Origin of the sequence: Azospirillum sp. HJ39 (assembly GCF_041507355.1) — a bacterium.
GTDB classification, from domain to species: Bacteria; Pseudomonadota; Alphaproteobacteria; order Azospirillales; family Azospirillaceae; genus Azospirillum; species Azospirillum thiophilum.
On record NZ_CP167912.1, the window covers coordinates 667,553 to 685,793 of the forward strand.

The window sequence follows — 18,241 nt, forward strand, 5'->3', positions numbered from 1 at the left end:
CCATGCCCACAGGAAAAAAGAACCCGGCAATTTTTGCCGATTGCCCGGCAGAAACTGCCGGTCAGGAGGCAGGCCTTGCCGGGGCGGCAGTTTCTGCCGGGCATTTCCTGCCGGGCAGGACAACCGTTTCGCACAGTGCGAGCGGCCCGACGACGAGCGCCGCGCTGCCCCAGGACCAGCCGACGCCGAAGCCGGACAGCAGCAGCCGGCGGGAGCCGGTGTTGAGCGACGGAGCCAGCGCTCCGGCAAGCGCCAGAGGTATGGAGGCGGAACTGGTGTTGCCGACCTCCCGCAGAGCAACGACCGTGCGCCCGACCGGAGCTCCCAGTTTCTGGCCGAGATGGCGGATCATCTGGGCGTTGGCCTGGTGCAAGACCAGATGATCGACCGACTCCATCGCCCAGCCTGCGGCATCCAGCGCCGCGCGCACACTGCCCGGCACCTCCCGCAGGGTGAAGGCGAAGACCTGGGTGCCGTCCATGAACAGCCGAGCCGGCCGGCCGGGATGGCGCATAGCCCCGCCCTCTGCCGCCAGATAGGGCGCGCCGGCGCCGTCGCTGCCAAGGTCGAAGGCGATTGGCGCGGCGAACTCATCCTGTTCGAGTGCGATGGCGGCGGCGCCGTCGCCGAACAGCGGGGCCACCGCCCGGTCGTCGGGATCGACCAGCCTGGACGTGGTGTCGCCGACCAGCAGCAGAGCCCGCCTGCCCGCTGCCTTGAGCAGCCCCGCTGCGGTCCACAGCCCGTAGATGAAGCCTGAACAGCCATGGGTGATGTCGAGGACCGCCGCCCCCTTGCGCAGCCCCAGCCGCCGATGCAGCAGCGACGCGGTGCCTGGCAGAATCTGGTCGTGGGTCTGGGTCACCAGCACCAGCAGGTCGAGGCTTGCCGGATCCCAGCCCAACCCGTCGAGCAGGCGGCGTGCCGCGGCCTCCGCAAGGTCGCTGGTGCATTGGTCGGGGGCGACGATCCGCCGCTCCTCGATCCCGGTGGCGGCGGCGACCTTGCGGGCGGCGTCCTCGCCGAAGCGGCGGGCGAGGTCATCGACCGTCTCGCGCCCTTCCGGCACGCAGCCGACGACGCCGCGCACGCACACCCCGTCGATCCGGCTGGCGACCATGCTCCGCCTCCCCTGTCAAGCACGGCGTCAGCAGGTGATGCCGCCGTCCACCGTGATGGTCTGTCCTGTGACGAAGCCACCGCCCGCGCCCAGCAGGAAGCGGACCACCGGGACCACGTCGGCTGCGGTGCCGAGCCGGCCGAGCGGGGTGCGGCGGACGATCTGGTCACGCTGCCCGTCCGACAGGGTGCCGGACATCTCGGTGTCGAGATAGCCCGGCGCCACCGAATTGACGGTGATCGCACGCCTTCCGACCTCGCGTGCCAGCGCCCGGGTCAACCCGTCCAGCCCGGCCTTGGAGGCCGAGTAGGCGGCCAGCCCGACATAGCCGCGCTGGCCGATGATGGAGGAGATGTTGACGATCCGGCCCCCCTTCGGACCGCCGCCACGCTCCACCAGCTTGGCCCGCAGGAAGGCGCGGGCGGCCTGGAGCGCGCCCGTCAGGTTGGTCTGGATCACCGCTTCGGCGTCGACCTCCGGAAAGGTCGCCAGCACGCCCTCCCGTGCAATGCCGGCATTGTTGACCAGTCCCCACAGCGGCGCGTCGGCGCCCCAGGCCACGGCTGCGTCGAAGAAACCGCGCACCTCGGCCGCCTCGCCGATGCGGCAGGGATGCCAGAACAGGTCGGGACCGGCCAACCGCTCCAACGCATCGGACGACGAGCGGCTGCAGGTGGAAACGCGATAACCGTCGGCCAGGAGCGCCTCCACCAAGGCAAGGCCGAGCCCGCGGCTGCCACCGGTGACGATGACGTGACGCTTCGGTCCGGCAACGGCCGCAGCGTCACCTGTCATGGGGGCATCGGGCATCGGGATGTCGGTCATGCGGTTCCCTTCCGGCACTTCTTGCCCGCAGCGCTCAACGGGATGCGGTCGGCGAAGGTCACCGCCCGCGGTCGGGCCGCCGGGACCAGATCGGCGACGGCGGCACGCAACGCCGCGCGCAGCACCATCTCTTCGGCGCCGGGCGCCGGCACGACGGTGGCTGTCAGCAATTGCCCGGTGATCGGGCTGGGCACGGCGATGACCGCTGCATCGGCCACCCCGTCAACCGCCAGCAGGCGGCGCTCCACCGCTTCCGGCGAGACCTTCACCCCGCCGACATTGGCCAGCCCGTCGAGCCGGCCGGCGAACAGCACGCGATCGCCCCGGCATTCGACGAGATCGCCGGTGGACAGCCAGCCGTCGGAACCGGCAGCGGCCGGAGCGGCACGCGGGCTCCGCACCTCCAGCACGCCGTCGGCGATGCGCAGGGCAACGCCGTCGGCCCCCGTCTCCAGCCAGCCGGCCGGGAAACCGGCACGACCGTCATTGACCGCGAACAATGCTCCGGCTTCTGTCGAGGCGTAGATGTGGCGCAGCCGCACCCGCGGGAAACACCGCGCCAACCGGTCCAGCAACGGCTGGTCGGCAGCTTCCCCACCCAGGGTCACCGCGGCCAACGGCAATTCCGCGTCGCCCAGCGCCATCAGGAAGGCGCGCCAGAAGCTGGGCGTGCCGCTGACATGGGTGACCGCATTCAGCCGCGCCGCCTGCGCCAGATCGGCGATGCCCGCCCCCTCCGGCCGGCCGCCGGCGTTCCTGCCGCCGGGCACCGCGACCAGCAGCGCGCCGGACGCCGCGGCGGTCAGCATCACCTGAAGCCCGGCGAAGGATCCCGGCTCATAGGTCAGCAGCCAGCGTGCCCCGGCCTCCTCCAGGCCGCGCAGCCGGCCGCGCAGCCGGTCGAAGCCGTGGCGCAGACGCTTCGGCCTGCCGGTGGTGCCGGAGCTTTCGAGCGTCACCGAGAAGCCCTGCTCCGGCTGCCAATCCTGGTCATCGCGCATCCCGCGCGCCAGCAGCAGTCCCTGCCCGGCGGCCTCGGCGGCAGCCAGGGCGGCCAGCACGCGCGACGGCCGGTCTGCCAGAACCACGCCGCCACCCGATATGTCGCCTTCCGGCAAGGCCGCCAATTCGGGCCAGCCGAAGACCTCCTCCCCCTCGATCAGGCGGAAGGCGGGATGGATCCAGCTGGGGCGTGCGCCCGTCATGCCGGAACGGTGTAGAGCGCCGCCAGCTCGCCGACGGTGGTGAACTGGCGGAGGCCGTCACGGAAAGGATCCTGGCCGGTCCGCTGCTCGAGCACCACCAGCAGTGTGGCGAGGTCGAGGGAGTCGATAGGCAGGTCGCCGCCCAGAAACATGCTGTCCATGTCAAGGGACGGCAAAACCTCTCCCTTGTCGGCGACGATGCGGCCGAGTTCCTCGGCGATCAGGGCGAAGATGCTGTCGGTCATCGGATGGTCAACTCGCTGGAAAGGTGTCGTCGCAACGGTCCAGGAAGGACCGGATGGCCAAGGTCACCGGGCTGGCGGCCTCGATATGCGGCAGATGCCCGGCATTGTCGAACACCAGGAAGGGCGCACCGGGCGGCAGCCGGTCGGGTGGCGGCAGGGGGATGATGCGGTCGGCGCGGCCCCATAGCACCTGGATCGGCATGGGATAGGCGCCCCAATCCACCGGCGGCCCGCCATCGGCATGGTCGGCGAAGGACAGCTCGATGATCCGCTCCAGTGCAGCCCGGCGCACCGGGTCGGCACCCTGGGCATGCAACACCTCGGCAAAGCGCGGAATCAAGGGCGACGGGCCGGCGAACAGCCGTTCGGCGCAGGCCCGTGCCTCCGCCACGTCGTCAGGTGCCACGGCGCGGCGCAGGAATCCCAGGTCGAAGGGCGTTCCCAGCCCGGCGCTGGCCAGCAATGTCAGGCTGGCGACACGGTCCGGCGCCAGCCGTGCCAGTTCGCGCCCGACATAGCCGCCCATCGAATGGCCGACCAGATGGACCCGCGGCAATTCCAGCGCGTCGAGGAAGCCGACCAGCCAGGGGGCGAAGTCGGTGACCAGACCGCGGCCCACATCGGGGGTGGAGCCGCCGTGGCCAGGCAGATCGACGGCGACGGAACGGCGGCGCGCCGACAGGGCCGACAGGTTGAATTGCCAGGTCAGCCGGTCGCCGGCGAAGCCATGGAGCAGCAGCACCGGCACGCCCCCGCCACCGACCGAGAGGTAGGCTGCCTGCGCACCATCCACGCTCGCGACACCGGCACGCAGGCGGCTGCCGTCGGAAACGGGACGCGGCACCGGTCAGGCCGTGACCGGCGCACCCGCCAGGGCCAGCAGGTCGGCCACCGTCCGGGCCTTGGCCAGCTTCTCGCCCTCGACCACGACCCCGGTCTTCTCGTCGACCAGCGCGATGAAGCTGATGACCGCCAGCGAATCCCAGGAATCCAGCGATTCCAGGACCTCGTCGCCGCTCAGCGTGCCGGGATCCAGTTCGAGCATCTCATCGAGAGCGAGCAGGAAATCCTTACGATCCATTAGCTTTTCTCCTTATCCGGGGGTGGCGTCCCGATCGGCGGGTTCGGCTCCCATAATGGAAACCGAAAAGTATGTCAGTGCAGCGTCTTTTGCCGGACCGAACGGTTGATGTCCATCCAATCGGGATGGTCGCGAAGAATTTTGCAACAATCCTGCCAACCGAATCCGGGGTTGGCCGGCAGAAGCGCCTCCAGCAGCCGGCGGACCAGTTCGTAGTCTGCCGGTTCGTCCACGCACCAGCGTTGTTCCGCCAGCCCTTCCAGATCTGCCAGATCGGCCGGCGCATCGGGGGCCAGCGCCGCACCGAGCCGGAAACGGTCCGGGCGATGGTAGATATAGGGGGTGACATGCTCCCGCTCGGCTGGATCGGCGGCATTGGCCGCGGCCTCCTCCAGCAGCCGCCGCGGGAAAATCTCGGCATCCAGGCCACGCGGATAGCGTGTGCTGTCGATGGACAGATGGTCCAGCGGCGGATCGTCGCACTGCCCGCCGAGGAAGGTGGCGATCAACCGGCCGACCAGCACCGGATCGATCAGCGGACAGTCCGCGGTGACACGGACCACCAGTTCGGCCCCCGCCATCGCTGCGGCCCCGGCGAAGCGGCCCAGAACATCCGCCTCGTCGCCGCGGAAGACGGCTATCCCCAGCCCTTCGGCACAGGCGGCAACAGGATCGTCGGCGGTGTTCACCGTGGTCGCCAGCACCACCGCATCCAGGCCGGGCGTCCGCGCCAGACGCTCCAGATGGTGGGCCAGCAGCGGCCGGCCGGCAGCCGGCATCAGAACCTTGCCCGGCAGGCGGGTGGAGGTCATGCGGGCCTGCGAGATGGCGACGACGCGCGGCCTACCCATGCGGCTCCTCCCGCGGCGCGAGCATCTCCCAGCCCAGCGGTTCGCCGCGGCGGAGCGGCCGGGCGGCGCGGTGGCCGAGCACGTCGGGCAGATGCTTGGGCGCCATGCCGAAGCCCGGACGGATGGAGCGGACATTGGCGGCGGTCAGCGGCTCCCCAGCCGCCACGTCGGCGACGACGTAGAGCGAACGGCGGTAGTCGCGCCCGCCGGCCTCGCTGGGCTTTACCGCGTAATCGACCCGGCCCATGGCGGCTGTGGCGGTACGCACCGCATCGGCCATCGCCTTGAATTCAGCCGGCTCCAGGGAGAAGGCGCTGTCGACGCCGCCATCGGCGCGCGACAGGGTGAAGTGCTTTTCGATCACCGCAGCGCCCATCACCGCCGCCGCGACAGGCACGGCGATGCCCTCGCTATGGTCCGACAGCCCGGCGGCGACGCCGAAGGCCTCGGCCAGATGGGGTATGGTGCGAAGGTTGCAGTCCTCCGGCGGCGTCGGATAGCCGCTGACGCAATGCAGCAGAACCAGCGGCACCTCGCCGGCCGCGGCCACAGCCTCCTCGATCTCGCCCAAGGTGGCGAGGCCGGTCGACATGATCAGCGGCTTGCCGGACCGTGCGGCGCGGCGGATCAGCGGCAGATCGATCAGCTCGAAGGAGGCGATCTTGAACGCCGGGGCGTCCAGACCTTCCAACAGTTCGACGGCGGTCTCGTCGAAAGGAGAGCTAAAGATGGTCAGCCCCAGTTCCCGCGCCCGCCCGAACAGCGGGGCATGCCATTCCCACGGCGTGTGCGCCTCGCGGTAGAGGTCATGCAGGGTGCGCCCGTCCCACAACCCGCCGGCCAGCCGGAAACCGGGACCGTCATGGGCGATGGTGATGGTGTCGGCGGTGTAGGTCTGCAGCTTGACCGCGTCGGCCCCTGCCGCCTTCGCCGCCTCCACCAGCGCAAGCGCGCGACCCAGCTCGCCATTGTGGTTCCCCGACATCTCGGCGATCAGATAGGGCGGGTGGCCCGGCCCGATGGGCCGGCCGGCGATGGTCAGGGGCGGACGAAGGGCATTGCTGTTCGGCAAGGGATGGGATTTCCGGCAGGGACGGGACGACTGTTGCAGTCTTCCACCAAAACATGAAGGAACGTTAATTTCAGCGATCGCCTACGGCCCGTTGCGTCCGGCTCGGTGCAGGGTTCTTGCCTCTTCGCCATAGGCCAGCAGGCGTTCGACGCAGCGATGGCGATCGCCGATCTCGGCGAAGCGCGCCCGGGCCGCCGCAGTGGCCGCCTCGCGCGCTTCGGTATCGGTCATGAGCAGGGTGGCCCTCGCCACGAAGGCGGCACGGTCTGCCACAGGGAAGCCCGGTCCGGACACGCTGGCACCGTCGCCCCAGCCATAGGTGACCACGGGCACTCCCTCCGCCAGGGCAAAGGCCACGCCGCCACCGCCGCCCTGGCGCGGCGGGTTGAGGAAGACGTGGCAGCGGCGGTAGAGCGCCCGGATGTCAAGGATATGGCCAAGGCAGCGCATCCGTCCATGGTTGCGCAGGGGGGCCAGCCTCGTCTGCAGTTCCCGCACCTCGCCGGCAAAGACCAGTCCGGCGCCAGGACAGCGATCGAGGATCTCGTCGAACAGCCCCAGCACCTCTCCAGTCACCTCCTCGTCCAACCGGGTGCCGACCACCGCGAACAGGGGGGTGCCGTCGGGAAAACCGGTGTCGGCGCGCACGCCGTCCGACGGCGGCAGGGTGTAGCCGAAGGTGAAGGGACGGAAGCGGCGGGCGAAGGGTGCGCGGTAGAGCGGCGAAATCGCCTGGGTATGGTCGCGTTCCTCGAATCCCAGCACGATGGGGGCCAGCGACAGGGTGATGCCGGAACTCGTGGGCAGCGCCACCACCGGCCGGGCTCCTGCATCGGCGAACAGGTCGGCGACGATGTTCGAGCCGCCGAAGGAGACGATCATGTCGGGGTCGTAGCCGTCGATGGCCTCGACGATCAGGCGCAGCTTGTCCTGGGCGAAGGCCGGCCCGGTGAAGGAGGCGACCTTGACCTGCCGGCCGAACATCTTCAGCGCGAAGACGCCCTCCAGGTCGGCGGCGACCTCCGCGACCATCGGCGGGATGAAGACATTCTCCACCCGGGTCGGCAACGCGTTGCAGTTGATGATGGCGACGTCCAGCCCGAATTCGTCCTGCATGCGGGCTGCGAAATCGAAACAGTCACGGGTCGGCTGATGACCCTGGTTGGTGAACTGGTTGGTCACCACGGCGACGCGGCGGATAGGCCCTTCGCGCAGCGTGGCACGCGGCGGCGTCAGTCCCCAGCGCCGCGCCACCGACCGGACCATCGCCGTATAGTAGCGGAACAGGTCGCAGGGCACGAAGCTCGCCAGCTTGTCGCCGGTCGCGACGCCCAGGAACAGCTGCCGTGACAGGCACCAGTGGGTGTAGTGCAGCACCGCCGGATCGGCGCTGTCCGCCCCCAGCATCAGATAATGCAGGATCCGTTCGTAATGGTAGAGGTCGCCCGTCAGCAGGAACAGGACCGAACGCAGACGAACTGTATCGTTGGCAGGCGCCTCGCGCTCCAGCAGGTCGGCCAGGGCAAGCCGGGTGGCCTGGTCCAGGCTGCGGCGCAACCCGTCGCACAGCGTCGAGAAGCGGTTGATCTTCCCCGCATCGAACTGCCGGTCGGTCAGGTAGACCATCAGGGCGGCTGCCGCCTCGGTCATGCGGTCGGACGGGACCGGTTCCGGCATTCTGGACCTCTTCCGCTTCGGGCAACCCCTCCGGGTGTACCGCCACCGGCGATGACGATGCAAGCCGGCATTCGGCGGCAGATACATTGCGCTGCAATTGAAGACGTTGCGCGCGCTTGCCGAATGCGACACACTCGCAAAAACCATACTTATAGAAGGGATGTTTCCATGGCTGGTTTCGACAGCGCCGCCGGTCCTGCCGGTGTGGTGAGCGGATTGATCGGCAAGGCGGCGGCTGAGCTGGACGCGATGTCCGACGCGGCGGGAGAGATCGCGCCGGAGGTCGGCGACCTCACCGGCGTCCTTGTGGAGGCGCAACGCATCGCCGACCGCGCCGCACTGGACCTGCGCCGGCTGCTCCAGAGAGTCGAGCGCGCGAAGGCCTAGAATGTGAGGGCTTATAGCTTCAGCCCGGCGACACCGTCCAGGATCGCCCCTTCCGTCAATGCACGGCGTTCCACCTTGGCGCCGAACAGCTTGGCACCGGTAAGGTCGGTCCTGGTCAGGTCGCAGCCGCGCAGGTTGGCGAAGGACAGGTCGGCATTGCCGAGATTGACGGCGCGCAGGCTGGCACCGCTGAGATCGGCATAGCGCAGCTTCGCACCGGACAGGTCGGCCGGACGCGACCGCTGCTCGTCGAACACCAGCGGCCGCAGATTGACGTTGCGCAGGTTGGCGTTGTTCAGCTTGGCATGCCTGAGGCCGATGCCGCGCAGATCGCCGTCGTTCAGCGTCGCCCCGCGCAGGTCGGCGTTGTCCAGCACCGCGGCCTGCAGCTGCACCCCGGTCAGGTCGAGGCCATAGAGCGTCGCCCCCGTCGCCCGCAGCATCGTCAGGCAGACATGGGCGAGCGACGGCGCGTGACGCAGGTCGAAGCCCGACAGGTCGAGCATCGTGCCCTGGGCTCCGCTGGATCCGACCCAGGCCATATGGTCGGCCAGCAGATCGTCGAGCGACCGTCCCAGTTCCGCCACCACCCGGCCGACCGGCTTGTCGGTCAGGGCCTCGTCCACGTCGGCGTCGGTCAGGTCGGTCAGCATCATGGTGGCGCCGGTCAGCACCGCGCCGCGCAGGCAGGCACCGCGCATGTCGGCACCCGACAGGTCGGCGCCCTCGAGGTTGGAACCGGTGAAATTGGCGCCGCGCATGGTCGCCCGCACCAGCTTGCAGCCGCGCATCACCGCGTCGGAGAAATCGGTGTGGATCGCCATGACCCCCGACATGCGGGCATTGGTCAGGTTGGCGCCCGACAGGTCGGCACCGTCGGCCTCGGCCGGATTGGCGTCGATCTGCACCATGCGCAGATGGCCGGATCGATCCTTTTCCGCCAGCGAGCCGTCGCGGAGATCCGCTTCGAACAGGTTGGCACCGACCAGGATGGCGCCGCGCAGGCAGGCGCCGCGCAGATCGGCCTTGATCAGGCTGGCGCCGTCGAAATTGGCCTGCCGAAGATCGGCGACGAAAAATGACGCGCAATCCAGCCGCGCGCCGGCAAGATTGGCGCCGCGCAGGCTGCAGCCGACGAAATCGGCATGAGCCAGATCGCGGCCGGCCAGGTCCAGCCCCGAAAGGTCGCAGAAGGACAGGTTTGCGCGCGCACCGCCGACACGGGCGTTGCGGAACATCTCGTGCCGCCGGACAGCCTGATCGAGCTGCGCCTGGTCTAGACGTTTGAGCGTGCGATTCTGCACCATCGGACCGATGAACTCCCTTTCCGATGGCAGTGTGGCGTCGCCACGCTTCAAAAACGGTTAACTCAAGTGGCCTGCTGGTTCTCCAAAATCTTTCCACCATCGATTGCGGCACGTATGCCCGGCTGTTCAGCCAGGGTCAAGGCGATGGCATCGCGCAGATCGTCCGGCGTCACCGGCTTGTGCAGCAGGCGGCAGCCTGTGGCCACCGCGTCGCGGATGCGCTCCGGCGCGGTATCGCCGGTCAGGATCAGGCCGGCCACGGCATGGCCCAGCCGTTCACCCACCTTCGTCACGGTCTGGACGCCGGTCAGTCCGCCCGGCAGGCGGAAATCGCTGACGATCATGTCGGGAACCAGGACCTCCCGGGGAGCCGCCGGGCCGGCATCGCCCATCCGGACGGCACCGCCGACCAGCGCCAGCGCAGCTTCGCCGTCGGTGGCCTCAATGACCCTGTGGCCCCAACTTTCCAGCAGCAGGCGCATGGCGTCGCGCTGGACCGGATCGTCCTCCACCACCAGGATCAGCCGGCCGCCGGTCGTGACGCAGGCGGCTGCCGGCACCGGCGGCGGGGCAGGCGGGCGCTCGGTTTCCACCGTCGGCACGGTGATGGCGAAGACCGACCCCCGGCCCTGATGCGACCGCACCTCCACCGCATGGCCGAGCAGGGCAGCCTTGCGCCGCACCTTGGCAAGACCAAGGCCAAGTCCTTGGCGGCGATCCCGCTCCGGGTTGCCGAGCTGGACGAAGTCCTCGAAGATGTTGTCGAGCTGTTCGGCCGGAATGCCGGTCCCCGTGTCCCAGATCTCGATGCGCAGCGAATGCCCCCGGCGGCGGCAGCCGATGGTGACGCGGCCGGCATCGGTGAAACGGATGGCGTTTCGCACCAGATCGCCAAGCATGCGGGTCAGCAACGCCCGGTCGGTGCGGACGACAATCCGGCTGGGCATGGCACGCAACTGCAAGCCTTTTTCCACTGCCGGCCCACGGAATTCCGCCAGGAGATCGTCGAACACGACCGGTACCGGCACATCGGCCAGCTGCGGGCGGACCACACCCGCATCCAGTGTCGCCACTTCCAGCAAGGCGTGCAGAAGCTTCTCTCCGGCATCGAGCGCCTCGCCCATCTTCTCGGCGATGGCGCGGTCGCGCGTGTCGGCCAGACGTTCCGTCAGGATGTGATGGAACAGTCGTAACGCCTGGAAAGGCTGGCGCAAATCATGGTTTGCCGCCGACAGGAAGCGGCCCTTCGCCTGATTGGCCCTCTCCTTCTCCGCCAGCGCACGGCTCAGCTGCAGGTTGGCGGCGCTGAGCTCGGCGGTCCGTTCCTCCACCCGCTGCTCCAACCGGGCGTTCGCCTGTTCAAGCTGTCCGTTAGCGTCGGCCAGCCGGCGGCGTGCCGAAGTTTCCCGGCGCAGGCCGGCCACCCCCAACAGGGACAGCCCGACCAATGCAGCAACACCGGCCGCCATCACCACAAGCCCGCGTTCCAGCCGGACATGCCAGGGGTCGAGGACCACCGCCCGCGGAATCGCCACCGCCGACAGGACCGGCATGCGAATCATGCGGCTCAGCCCCAGCATGGAAGGCCGGCCGTCAACCGTCCATTCCGCCTCCAGCCGCTCCGCCCCCGGCGCCAATGGCGGCAGCATGCCGAGCGCAACGGTACCGAACCCGACCAGCCGCATGCCGTCGGGACGGAACAGCCCAACCGACCGCTGCATCCCGTCACCAAGGGCGTTCAGCGCCGGCATCAGCGACGACACCGGCACCGCGACCAGGACGACACCATCGAAAACGCCAGCGACATCGTGGATGCGGCGAGCGAGAAGGATCGAGGGTTGGCCTGCCATGTGGCCGAAGGCTGCCTGGATCGCATGCTCCTCCTCTGACGGGAGGGCGCGGGCAAGCGCCATCGGCCCGCCTCCGTCCGGCCCCTCGACCGCGACGGAGGCACCGAACCGCAGTATCCCGTTCGCGTCGAGCACGGTCATGCGGCCGAACCGCTCCACCGCCATCGCTTCCACCAGGCTGCGCTCCGCCCATGCCCCCAGGCCGCGGCCATCCATGCGGTCGGCGACCTGTTGCAGGAGGATGACGCCGGGCTCCAACACGCCGCTGGCATGGCCGTCGAGCAGGCTCACCGCCTGCCGCACAGTCTCTTCGGAGCGTTCGAGCGTGTCGCGATAATCGAGGATGGTGACCGCCACCCAGGAGATGCTGCCCAGCAGAGCCAGTGCCGCGCATAGAACGGTGAGCGGCACCCGGGAGGAGGCCGTGGCCGTGCGAAGCAGGGTGGAAGCGCGCCGGTGAAGCGAGGCAGCATGAAAAAGCGAAGACATCGGCCCTGATCAGGTCGGCGTTGAACGAACCGGCTGCCCAGGACGGCCGGATTCCGTCGAGAAAGGCGGCAACGGAAGTCTGATGGGCATCAGGATGGCATCCTTGGCGATGAACCGGATCGGATTGCAGCAGTTCGTCCAGCCGAAACCGAACGAATGCATCTGGCGCAGCATTTCCTTATCCGAGTGCCCAAGCCAGAAGGCAATGCAGTCCCATCCATTTGGCGAAGGCTTCCGGTAGAAAATATTAGATCGCTTTACGATCGAGACAATAGCACGACAAGAGGAACTGCGCGATCAACCTTGGCGACTATGACTATACTCATACAGTACCCACCCATTTGATCAGTATGGCGAGAGAATATTAATTCTCATTTTGGTGAAATAATTGATCAATGCACATTTTATGAAATTTCTAGTCCAGCAAATGGCGGCGCGGACATTTCAAGGCAGGAGGCGCAAATGGTCCTGGGAAATCAGAATGATGATGATGAGCGCCATAGCCGTCGGGTTGGGCGCGTCCCCTCCCCGAACGGCTCCTGCCGTTGAACGGCGAAAGCACCGGCAATCGCAACGTCACGCTTCGGACATGGCAAAACGACCGCTCGCGCGGAATGCGCGGCGGCACGGGATCGATCGGGAAGAACGGCCGCAGGTCGGGTCGACCGGTCAGTGCGGCGGGGCCGAGGTTGCCGTCTCGCCACGCACGATCAGGATCAGGCCATCGTCGACGGCCTCCAATTCCTTCCCCGCATCGCGGGGAATCGGAACCTTCTGGCGCCGGCAGAACAGCAGCAGCAGCGCAAGCGTCTTGCTGGGCGTGAAAACGACCTCGCGAGACCTGGACGCGCCGCTCTGCTGGATTTGCACGGACAGGCCGCCATCGGGCTTGGGCAACACCCCGGTGACGACACCCAGCGGCAAGTCCGTCTGGTTGGCGGCCTTCTGATACCAGGCGATGGCTTTTTTCAGGGCGGAATTGGTGAAGAACAACTCACGGGTCTCGACGATCATTCCATCCCTGGCAAAATACTCAGGCCCGGCTGCCCTCCAGTCCCGGGTTCAGCCGGAACGTGATCGCGCGCCCCAATTTGGATTCCCGCAGCAGGATCTGCTTGGTTTCCAGCAGCTTGATGGCCCGGTTCACATTGGGCCGCTGCATGCCCAGCGCGTCAGCCAGTTCGGACTGCAGCACCGGAACGGAGCGATCGAAATGGAGCCTCCGGCTCAGATAGGTGAACACACGAAGCGCCTCCAGAGTGATCTCGCGGTCGGTCGACACGGCTCTGGAGATGACGTCATGATGATGCAGCATCGTGGCCTCGGTACGCAAGGTTGTAAGGTGGCTGGTGCGATAATCGGAGTGGGCCGAACCATTCACGGCAGCCCCCTCCCCCGCTCCGGGTTGAGGCCGGAGGACGGCAGGATTGGCGGAAGGGTTGGCGGCAAGACCCGGATGCGGCACGTGGAGTCCGGCGGCCGCCTGCGAGGGATGTTGCGAGCCTATGGACACTTCCGCCATTTTCCCCTCCATTTCGTAGGCCCATTGGCCCGGCAATTTCAGATGGGGTGACCGTACCGCACGATTATTGTCCGAGTATGTCGTCTCGATTTCGCCGCTGACATAATTGGTGTCTCCGGAAGCAATCATGAAATCGGACTGAAACCGCCTGCTGCCTACCCGATACCACTGTGACGGCCGGACGGTTGCGGCGAACGGTCGCGGGAACCTGCGGATTGCGCCGGCGTTTCAAGCCGGATGCGCCCGCCTCCTGGAGCTCACGCCATGCATCGACTGATCCTGCTGCGCCACGGCCAAAGCCGTTGGAATGCGGAAGACCGCTTCACCGGATGGACCGATGTCGGCCTGACCGACCGCGGCATCGCCGAAGCCCGCGAGGCGGCCGGTCTGCTGAAGGATGCCGGTATCGACGTCGACGTTGCGTTCACCTCGGTGCTGAGCCGCGCCATCGAGACGTTGCACCTCGTCCTGCGCGACATGGACCGGCTGTGGCTGCCGGTGCACAAGCATTGGCGGCTGAACGAGCGCCATTACGGTGCGCTGCAGGGCCTGAACAAGGCGGAAACGGCGGAGCGGCACGGCGCCGAGCAGGTGTTCCAATGGCGGCGCAGCTGGAACGTGCCGCCGCCACCCATCGAACCGGACGAGCCGCGGTCGGCCGTCTCCGACCGGCGTTACGCCGGCATCGCCAAAGCGAACCTGCCTCGCGGCGAAAGCCTGAAGGACACCACCGACCGCGTCATCCCCTTCTGGACCGAGGCGATCAGCCCGGCCCTGCGGCTGGGCGCGAGGGTGCTGGTGTCGGCGCACGGCAACAGCCTGCGGGGACTGGTCAAGCATCTGGACGACGTTGCCGACCGGGACATTCCGCTGTTCGAGATTCCGACCGGCAGGCCGCTCGTCTACGAGCTGGGCGCGGACCTGACGCCGCTGCGCCGCTATTTCCTTGGCGACGGCGGCACGGTCGAGGAAATCACCTGGCCGAACCGGGAGGGCAGCGCGGCAGCATGACGCCCGCTGCCGGTGCCCCGTCCGGAGCGACCGCCTAAGGCCTCCGCCCCCGTGCCCGGTTCGGGGGACCGGCTTTCCGGCCATCCTTGCCCACCGGATGGTGGAACTGGTGGGGATGGCCGGCGGCCTTGCCGTTCGCATCGGCAGTGCCGCCCCCATGGGCAGGGGCAGGGGCGGGAACGCTGCCGCCGGTCCGGTCCGGCGGGCCTCGGCGGCCATCGCGGTGGCCGTCGCGGCGGTGCTCGACACGGCTGCCATAGCAACTGTCGCAGACGCGGAAACGGTGGTTGGCCTTGAGCCGGGCCCCGCAGACCGGGCAGGCCCGGGCCAGCGAGCGCTCGGCAAGCGTGCGCTCGATGAACGCGTTCAGGTGCGCGCGGCGCTCCTGGCATAAATCCATCTCGGGATAGGCATCGGGAAAGCGGTAGGCCAGCCAGGCGTAAGCGGTCAGCTCCTTCACCGCGCGCTCGGCCTTCTCCAGCTCGACGTCGGTCCCGACATGATGGCGGAACCGCTCCGCCGCGTCGGGGGCGGCGTTGGGAATGCCCCTGCCCTGGTTGGTCGCCCAGCCGCCCAGCAGGCGCAGGTTGTTCTGGTCGCGGGTGTCGATCGGGCAGCGGGCCAGCATGTCGCGTTCGGCAAGCGGCAGCCTGGCGCGGTCGACCGCGGTGGCCGCCTGGATCCGCTGCTCCAGGTCGGTCATGCGGAAGGTCTGGTTGGCGCGCAGCAACTCCTGCCCCGCCGTGCGCAGGACCTTGGCGAGGCTGTCGGTCTCCAGTTCCCGCGCGATCGCCTCGACATGGCTGAGGTTGGGCGAAATCCACGAGCGCGGGTCTTCCGGCGGCACCGGCGGCGAGGTCAGCGCCCGGCGCACCGGGTTGATGCTCTCGCCTTCCAGCACGGCGACGCGGCCTTCCTCATGCATGCCGAAGCGGCCGGCCCGGCCGCCGATCTGGCGGATCTCCGACGGGTTCAACTCACGCTCTTCCCGCCCGTCATATTTGCGGGTGGTGGACAGCACGACGCGGGCGACCGGCAGGTTCAACCCCATGCCGATGGCGTCGGTCGCCACCAGAACGTCGGCGGTGCCCTCGCGGAAGCGGCGGGCCTCGGCCCGGCGAACCTCCGGCGACAGGGCGCCGTAGATCACCGCGACATTGTGGTTGCGCCCCAGAAGATCGTGGCGCAGCGCCATCACGTCCTTGCGCGAGAAGGCGATCAGCGCGTCGCCGGACTTCACCTCCGACAGTTTCACCCGCTCTTCCTGCACGCGCAGCGGCGACTTGCGGGTGAACTCGACGACCTCCAGCTCCTCGCCCAGGGCGTCGGCCAGACGCTTGACGTAGGGGATGGCGTCGGCCGAGCCGGTCATAAGGATCTCGGGCGCAGCCACGCCGGCCACCGCCTGGGTCCAGGCCCAGCCGCGGTCGTGGTCGCCGATCATCTGGATCTCGTCGATGACGCAGGCACCCCACACCTTGACGGTGTTCACCATCTCGATGGTGGAGGAGGTGAAGGCCGCCCCCGGCCGCACGTCGCGCTCCTCGCCGGTGACGAGGCTGCAGGGCCGGCCGCGCGTCTCCAGCGCCTCCTGCCCTTCCAGCGCCAGCAGGCGCAGCGGCGCCAGGTAGCAGCCGCTCTCCGTCTCCGCCAGCCGGTCCATGGCGGCATGGGTCTTGCCCGAGTTGGTCGGGCCGACGAACAGCCGCAGCTTGCGGATCATCGCGCGGGCGGTGGCGAAGCTGTCCAGATAGACGCCCATGCCGGAAGCGTTCTCCAGCCGCTCCCGCCGCACCTTCAGGCCGGAGCGGGCCGCGGCGGTGGAGAAGGATTCCTCCAGCGCGTCCAGCAGGGTCTGCAGGCGCGGAATGCGTCCGCCGAAGCCGACGACGCGGCCCAGTTCGTCGGCGAAGCCCTTCGGCCGCCAGGACTCGCCGAATCCGGCCGCCCGCTGCGCCATCGAGGCAAACCAGGCGTCGATGCGCGCCTTCGCCTTCTCGATGGCAGGGGAGGACAGACAGGCGCCCTTCACCCGTTTGCCGAGTGCCCGTGCCTGCGGCCGGCCGAACCCCTCTTCGATGGTCAGCAGGCCCCACAGGTCGGCCTCGATGTCCGGCAGCGGGCCGATCGCCACCTTGAAACGCAGCTTCAGCTTCCGGTCGGTGCCGGGGATCGCGACGACATGGGTGGCCGCCACCGACCAGCGCGCCGGGGTGCTGTCGGAATCCACATCGATGCCGTCGCCGCGAACCACGGCCGCCACCGCGCGCAAGGCGTCGCGGCGGTCGAATTCATCGGCCGTGCCGGGGGTGCGGCCCGGACGGGAGGTGTCGGGGGTATCGTCGGTCATGACTGTTCTTTTCTTGGAAATGCCCTGGTCATTGCAAGCACATCGGTCTGACGGCCTGTGCGGAGCGGCCGGCCCGGATACGCTTTCCCGACAACAGCCATAGAGCGCCAGGATCTCTCTTTATGGCCAAGGTCCTTCTTTATGGGTCGAACCGTACGATTCGGCAAGCCGAATCCCCCGCCGGAGCGAGGCCGGGCTAATTCGAATCCGTCGCCGCTTCGCCGATCTCGCCCGTGCGAAAAGGGGGGATGACCGGCCACATAGAGCCACGCAGGTTCGACGTCCCGTCTCCAACGGGTTAGCCGCCGTCCGTCGCATAAGGCTGCGCCGGGCCGGTCGCCAAACCGGCTGCGGGATCGGTCGCGGGGTCTGCCGATGTTCCTCATTCGATCAATCATTTCGGGAGATGCGCATGCCGAACCCTCGTGAGGTCCTGGAACTGATCGAGCGCATGCGGTGCATTTCGAACGACGGCGAGCGCCGGTCCCTGGTCGAACGGCTGGGGACGGTGGACCGTCCGACGGTGCTGTCCTTCCTGAACGCGCATGGCCTGAACGTCTGCATGGACTCCGACGCGGCGCTGGCCGCCTTCGGTGCGTCGGACATCCTGCTGCGCGACGGGATCGGCTTGCAGGCGGTCATGCCGGTGCTGGGTATACCGGCAGGCATGAACATGAACGGCACCGATTTCATTCCGCTGCTGCTGCGATCGCTCCCGGCCCGCAACGTCGCGATCTACGGCACCGCCACCCCCTGGCTGGACCGTGCCCGCGTGGTGCTGGAAGCCGCCACGCCGCACCGCTACCGCGACCTGCAGCACGGCTTCCACCCGGTCGAGCATTACATTGCCCAGGCCCGGGCCACCCGTCCCGACCTGATCCTGCTCGCGATGGGCATGCCCAGGCAAGAGGAGGTGGCTGCCCGGCTGAAGCGCTCGCTCGACCATCCGGTCCTGATCGTCAACGGCGGCGCCATCGTCGATTTCCTGGCCGGCCGCTTCAAGCGCGCCCCGGAGGCGGTCCAGCGGTCCGGCCTGGAATGGGCCTTCCGTCTTGCGCAGGAGCCCCGGCGCCTGTTCCGCCGCTATTGCATCGGTGCCTTCGGCTTCGCCTGGAGCACCATTCGCCTACGCCGTGCCGCATCCCTCCGCACCCGCGGGGCCGGCCCCGCAGCGCCCGGTCCCACCCGGATCGCCCCGTCCCCGACCTCGTCCCCGATCCGGCGGTCGCCTATCCAGAAGGAGCTTTGA

At 68.4% G+C, this 18,241-nt stretch carries 18 protein-coding genes; 3 read left to right on the forward strand and 15 right to left on the reverse strand.

Features of this window, described 5'->3' with window-relative positions; all coding sequences use genetic code 11:
* Positions 1 to 61: 61 nt before the first annotated feature.
* From ABMY26_RS30485 to ABMY26_RS30525, 9 genes are all read right to left on the reverse strand, one after another.
* Positions 62 to 1,120: a 3-oxoacyl-ACP synthase III family protein gene (locus ABMY26_RS30485; protein ID WP_372399257.1), complete on the reverse strand. Its 1,059-nt coding sequence runs from the start codon at positions 1,118 to 1,120 to the stop codon at positions 62 to 64.
* Between the two features lie 27 nt (positions 1,121 to 1,147).
* Positions 1,148 to 1,945 (reverse strand): SDR family NAD(P)-dependent oxidoreductase, encoded by a 798-nt coding sequence (locus ABMY26_RS30490; protein ID WP_372399258.1) that lies wholly within the window; start codon positions 1,943 to 1,945, stop codon positions 1,148 to 1,150.
* Complete coding sequence (locus tag ABMY26_RS30495; protein WP_372399259.1) at positions 1,942 to 3,150, reverse strand: AMP-binding protein; 1,209 nt, start codon at positions 3,148 to 3,150, stop codon at positions 1,942 to 1,944. The genes ABMY26_RS30490 and ABMY26_RS30495 overlap by 4 nt, the downstream gene beginning before the upstream one ends.
* Complete coding sequence (locus tag ABMY26_RS30500; protein WP_372399260.1) at positions 3,147 to 3,395, reverse strand: acyl carrier protein; 249 nt, start codon at positions 3,393 to 3,395, stop codon at positions 3,147 to 3,149. The genes ABMY26_RS30495 and ABMY26_RS30500 overlap by 4 nt, the downstream gene beginning before the upstream one ends.
* A gap of 7 nt (positions 3,396 to 3,402) precedes the next feature.
* Complete coding sequence (locus ABMY26_RS30505) at positions 3,403 to 4,239, reverse strand: alpha/beta fold hydrolase (protein WP_372399261.1); 837 nt, start codon at positions 4,237 to 4,239, stop codon at positions 3,403 to 3,405.
* A gap of 3 nt (positions 4,240 to 4,242) precedes the next feature.
* Entirely contained in the window at positions 4,243 to 4,476 is a 234-nt protein-coding gene (locus ABMY26_RS30510) for a phosphopantetheine-binding protein (protein WP_372399262.1), read from the reverse strand.
* Between the two features lie 74 nt (positions 4,477 to 4,550).
* Complete coding sequence (locus ABMY26_RS30515; RefSeq protein WP_372399263.1) at positions 4,551 to 5,327, reverse strand: cytidylyltransferase domain-containing protein; 777 nt, start codon at positions 5,325 to 5,327, stop codon at positions 4,551 to 4,553.
* On the reverse strand, positions 5,320 to 6,369 hold the full coding sequence (gene pseI / locus ABMY26_RS30520) for a pseudaminic acid synthase (RefSeq protein WP_372399743.1): 1,050 nt from the start codon (positions 6,367 to 6,369) through the stop codon (positions 5,320 to 5,322). The genes ABMY26_RS30515 and pseI overlap by 8 nt, the downstream gene beginning before the upstream one ends.
* A 111-nt stretch (positions 6,370 to 6,480) precedes the next feature.
* A complete protein-coding gene (locus ABMY26_RS30525) occupies positions 6,481 to 8,076 on the reverse strand; it encodes a glycosyltransferase (RefSeq protein WP_372399264.1) in 1,596 nt (531 codons plus the stop codon).
* Positions 8,077 to 8,244: 168 nt separating this feature from the next.
* On the opposite strand from ABMY26_RS30525, the gene ABMY26_RS30530 reads away from it, so the two are divergent.
* Entirely contained in the window at positions 8,245 to 8,463 is a 219-nt protein-coding gene (locus ABMY26_RS30530; RefSeq protein WP_372399265.1) for a hypothetical protein, read from the forward strand.
* A gap of 11 nt (positions 8,464 to 8,474) precedes the next feature.
* On the opposite strand, the gene ABMY26_RS30535 is transcribed toward ABMY26_RS30530, so the two are convergent.
* The 5 genes from ABMY26_RS30535 to ABMY26_RS30555 all read right to left on the reverse strand — a co-directional run bounded on the left by ABMY26_RS30535 (position 8,475) and on the right by ABMY26_RS30555 (position 13,631).
* Positions 8,475 to 9,770, reverse strand: a complete 1,296-nt coding sequence (locus tag ABMY26_RS30535; RefSeq protein ID WP_372399266.1) for a pentapeptide repeat-containing protein — start codon at positions 9,768 to 9,770, stop codon at positions 8,475 to 8,477.
* Between the two features lie 62 nt (positions 9,771 to 9,832).
* The gene (locus ABMY26_RS30540; RefSeq protein ID WP_372399267.1) at positions 9,833 to 12,031 is read right to left on the reverse strand and encodes an ATP-binding protein; all 2,199 of its coding nucleotides are present in this window, start codon (positions 12,029 to 12,031) and stop codon (positions 9,833 to 9,835) included.
* 87 nt (positions 12,032 to 12,118) lie between these two features.
* Positions 12,119 to 12,283: a hypothetical protein gene (locus ABMY26_RS30545; RefSeq protein WP_372399268.1), complete on the reverse strand. Its 165-nt coding sequence runs from the start codon at positions 12,281 to 12,283 to the stop codon at positions 12,119 to 12,121.
* Positions 12,284 to 12,778: 495 nt separating this feature from the next.
* Entirely contained in the window at positions 12,779 to 13,123 is a 345-nt protein-coding gene (locus tag ABMY26_RS30550; protein ID WP_372399269.1) for a hypothetical protein, read from the reverse strand.
* Positions 13,124 to 13,142: 19 nt separating this feature from the next.
* Positions 13,143 to 13,631, reverse strand: a complete 489-nt coding sequence (locus ABMY26_RS30555; RefSeq protein WP_372399270.1) for a MarR family transcriptional regulator — start codon at positions 13,629 to 13,631, stop codon at positions 13,143 to 13,145.
* Positions 13,632 to 13,895: 264 nt separating this feature from the next.
* On the opposite strand from ABMY26_RS30555, the gene gpmA reads away from it, so the two are divergent.
* Positions 13,896 to 14,642 (forward strand): 2,3-diphosphoglycerate-dependent phosphoglycerate mutase, encoded by a 747-nt coding sequence (gene gpmA, locus ABMY26_RS30560; protein ID WP_372399271.1) that lies wholly within the window; start codon positions 13,896 to 13,898, stop codon positions 14,640 to 14,642.
* A gap of 34 nt (positions 14,643 to 14,676) precedes the next feature.
* Here the strand turns inward: gpmA and ABMY26_RS30565 are convergent, their stop codons facing one another.
* On the reverse strand, positions 14,677 to 16,992 hold the full coding sequence (locus ABMY26_RS30565; RefSeq protein ID WP_372399272.1) for a helicase-related protein: 2,316 nt from the start codon (positions 16,990 to 16,992) through the stop codon (positions 14,677 to 14,679).
* 412 nt (positions 16,993 to 17,404) lie between these two features.
* Here ABMY26_RS30565 and ABMY26_RS30570 point away from each other — a divergent pair, with 412 nt between their 5' ends.
* Positions 17,405 to 18,241: a WecB/TagA/CpsF family glycosyltransferase gene (locus ABMY26_RS30570; RefSeq protein WP_372399274.1), complete on the forward strand. Its 837-nt coding sequence runs from the start codon at positions 17,405 to 17,407 to the stop codon at positions 18,239 to 18,241.

Excerpts from the sequence above, each read along its gene's own strand:
- ABMY26_RS30485 (WP_372399257.1), bottom strand. The coding sequence starts at position 1,120 with ATGGTCGCCAGCCGGATCGACGGGGTGTGCGTGCGCGGCGTCGTCGGC.
- ABMY26_RS30490 (WP_372399258.1), bottom strand. The coding sequence starts at position 1,945 with ATGACCGACATCCCGATGCCCGATGCCCCCATGACAGGTGACGCTGCG.
- ABMY26_RS30495 (WP_372399259.1), bottom strand. The coding sequence starts at position 3,150 with ATGACGGGCGCACGCCCCAGCTGGATCCATCCCGCCTTCCGCCTGATC.
- ABMY26_RS30500 (WP_372399260.1), bottom strand. The coding sequence starts at position 3,395 with ATGACCGACAGCATCTTCGCCCTGATCGCCGAGGAACTCGGCCGCATC.
- ABMY26_RS30510 (WP_372399262.1), bottom strand. The coding sequence starts at position 4,476 with ATGGATCGTAAGGATTTCCTGCTCGCTCTCGATGAGATGCTCGAACTG.
- ABMY26_RS30515 (WP_372399263.1), bottom strand. The coding sequence starts at position 5,327 with ATGGGTAGGCCGCGCGTCGTCGCCATCTCGCAGGCCCGCATGACCTCC.
- ABMY26_RS30525 (WP_372399264.1), bottom strand. The coding sequence starts at position 8,076 with ATGCCGGAACCGGTCCCGTCCGACCGCATGACCGAGGCGGCAGCCGCC.
- ABMY26_RS30530 (WP_372399265.1), top strand. The coding sequence starts at position 8,245 with ATGGCTGGTTTCGACAGCGCCGCCGGTCCTGCCGGTGTGGTGAGCGGA.
- ABMY26_RS30535 (WP_372399266.1), bottom strand. The coding sequence starts at position 9,770 with ATGGTGCAGAATCGCACGCTCAAACGTCTAGACCAGGCGCAGCTCGAT.
- ABMY26_RS30545 (WP_372399268.1), bottom strand. The coding sequence starts at position 12,283 with ATGCTGCGCCAGATGCATTCGTTCGGTTTCGGCTGGACGAACTGCTGC.
- ABMY26_RS30550 (WP_372399269.1), bottom strand. The coding sequence starts at position 13,123 with ATGATCGTCGAGACCCGTGAGTTGTTCTTCACCAATTCCGCCCTGAAA.
- ABMY26_RS30555 (WP_372399270.1), bottom strand. The coding sequence starts at position 13,631 with ATGGCGGAAGTGTCCATAGGCTCGCAACATCCCTCGCAGGCGGCCGCC.
- gpmA (WP_372399271.1), top strand. The coding sequence starts at position 13,896 with ATGCATCGACTGATCCTGCTGCGCCACGGCCAAAGCCGTTGGAATGCG.
- ABMY26_RS30565 (WP_372399272.1), bottom strand. The coding sequence starts at position 16,992 with ATGACCGACGATACCCCCGACACCTCCCGTCCGGGCCGCACCCCCGGC.
- ABMY26_RS30570 (WP_372399274.1), top strand. The coding sequence starts at position 17,405 with ATGCCGAACCCTCGTGAGGTCCTGGAACTGATCGAGCGCATGCGGTGC.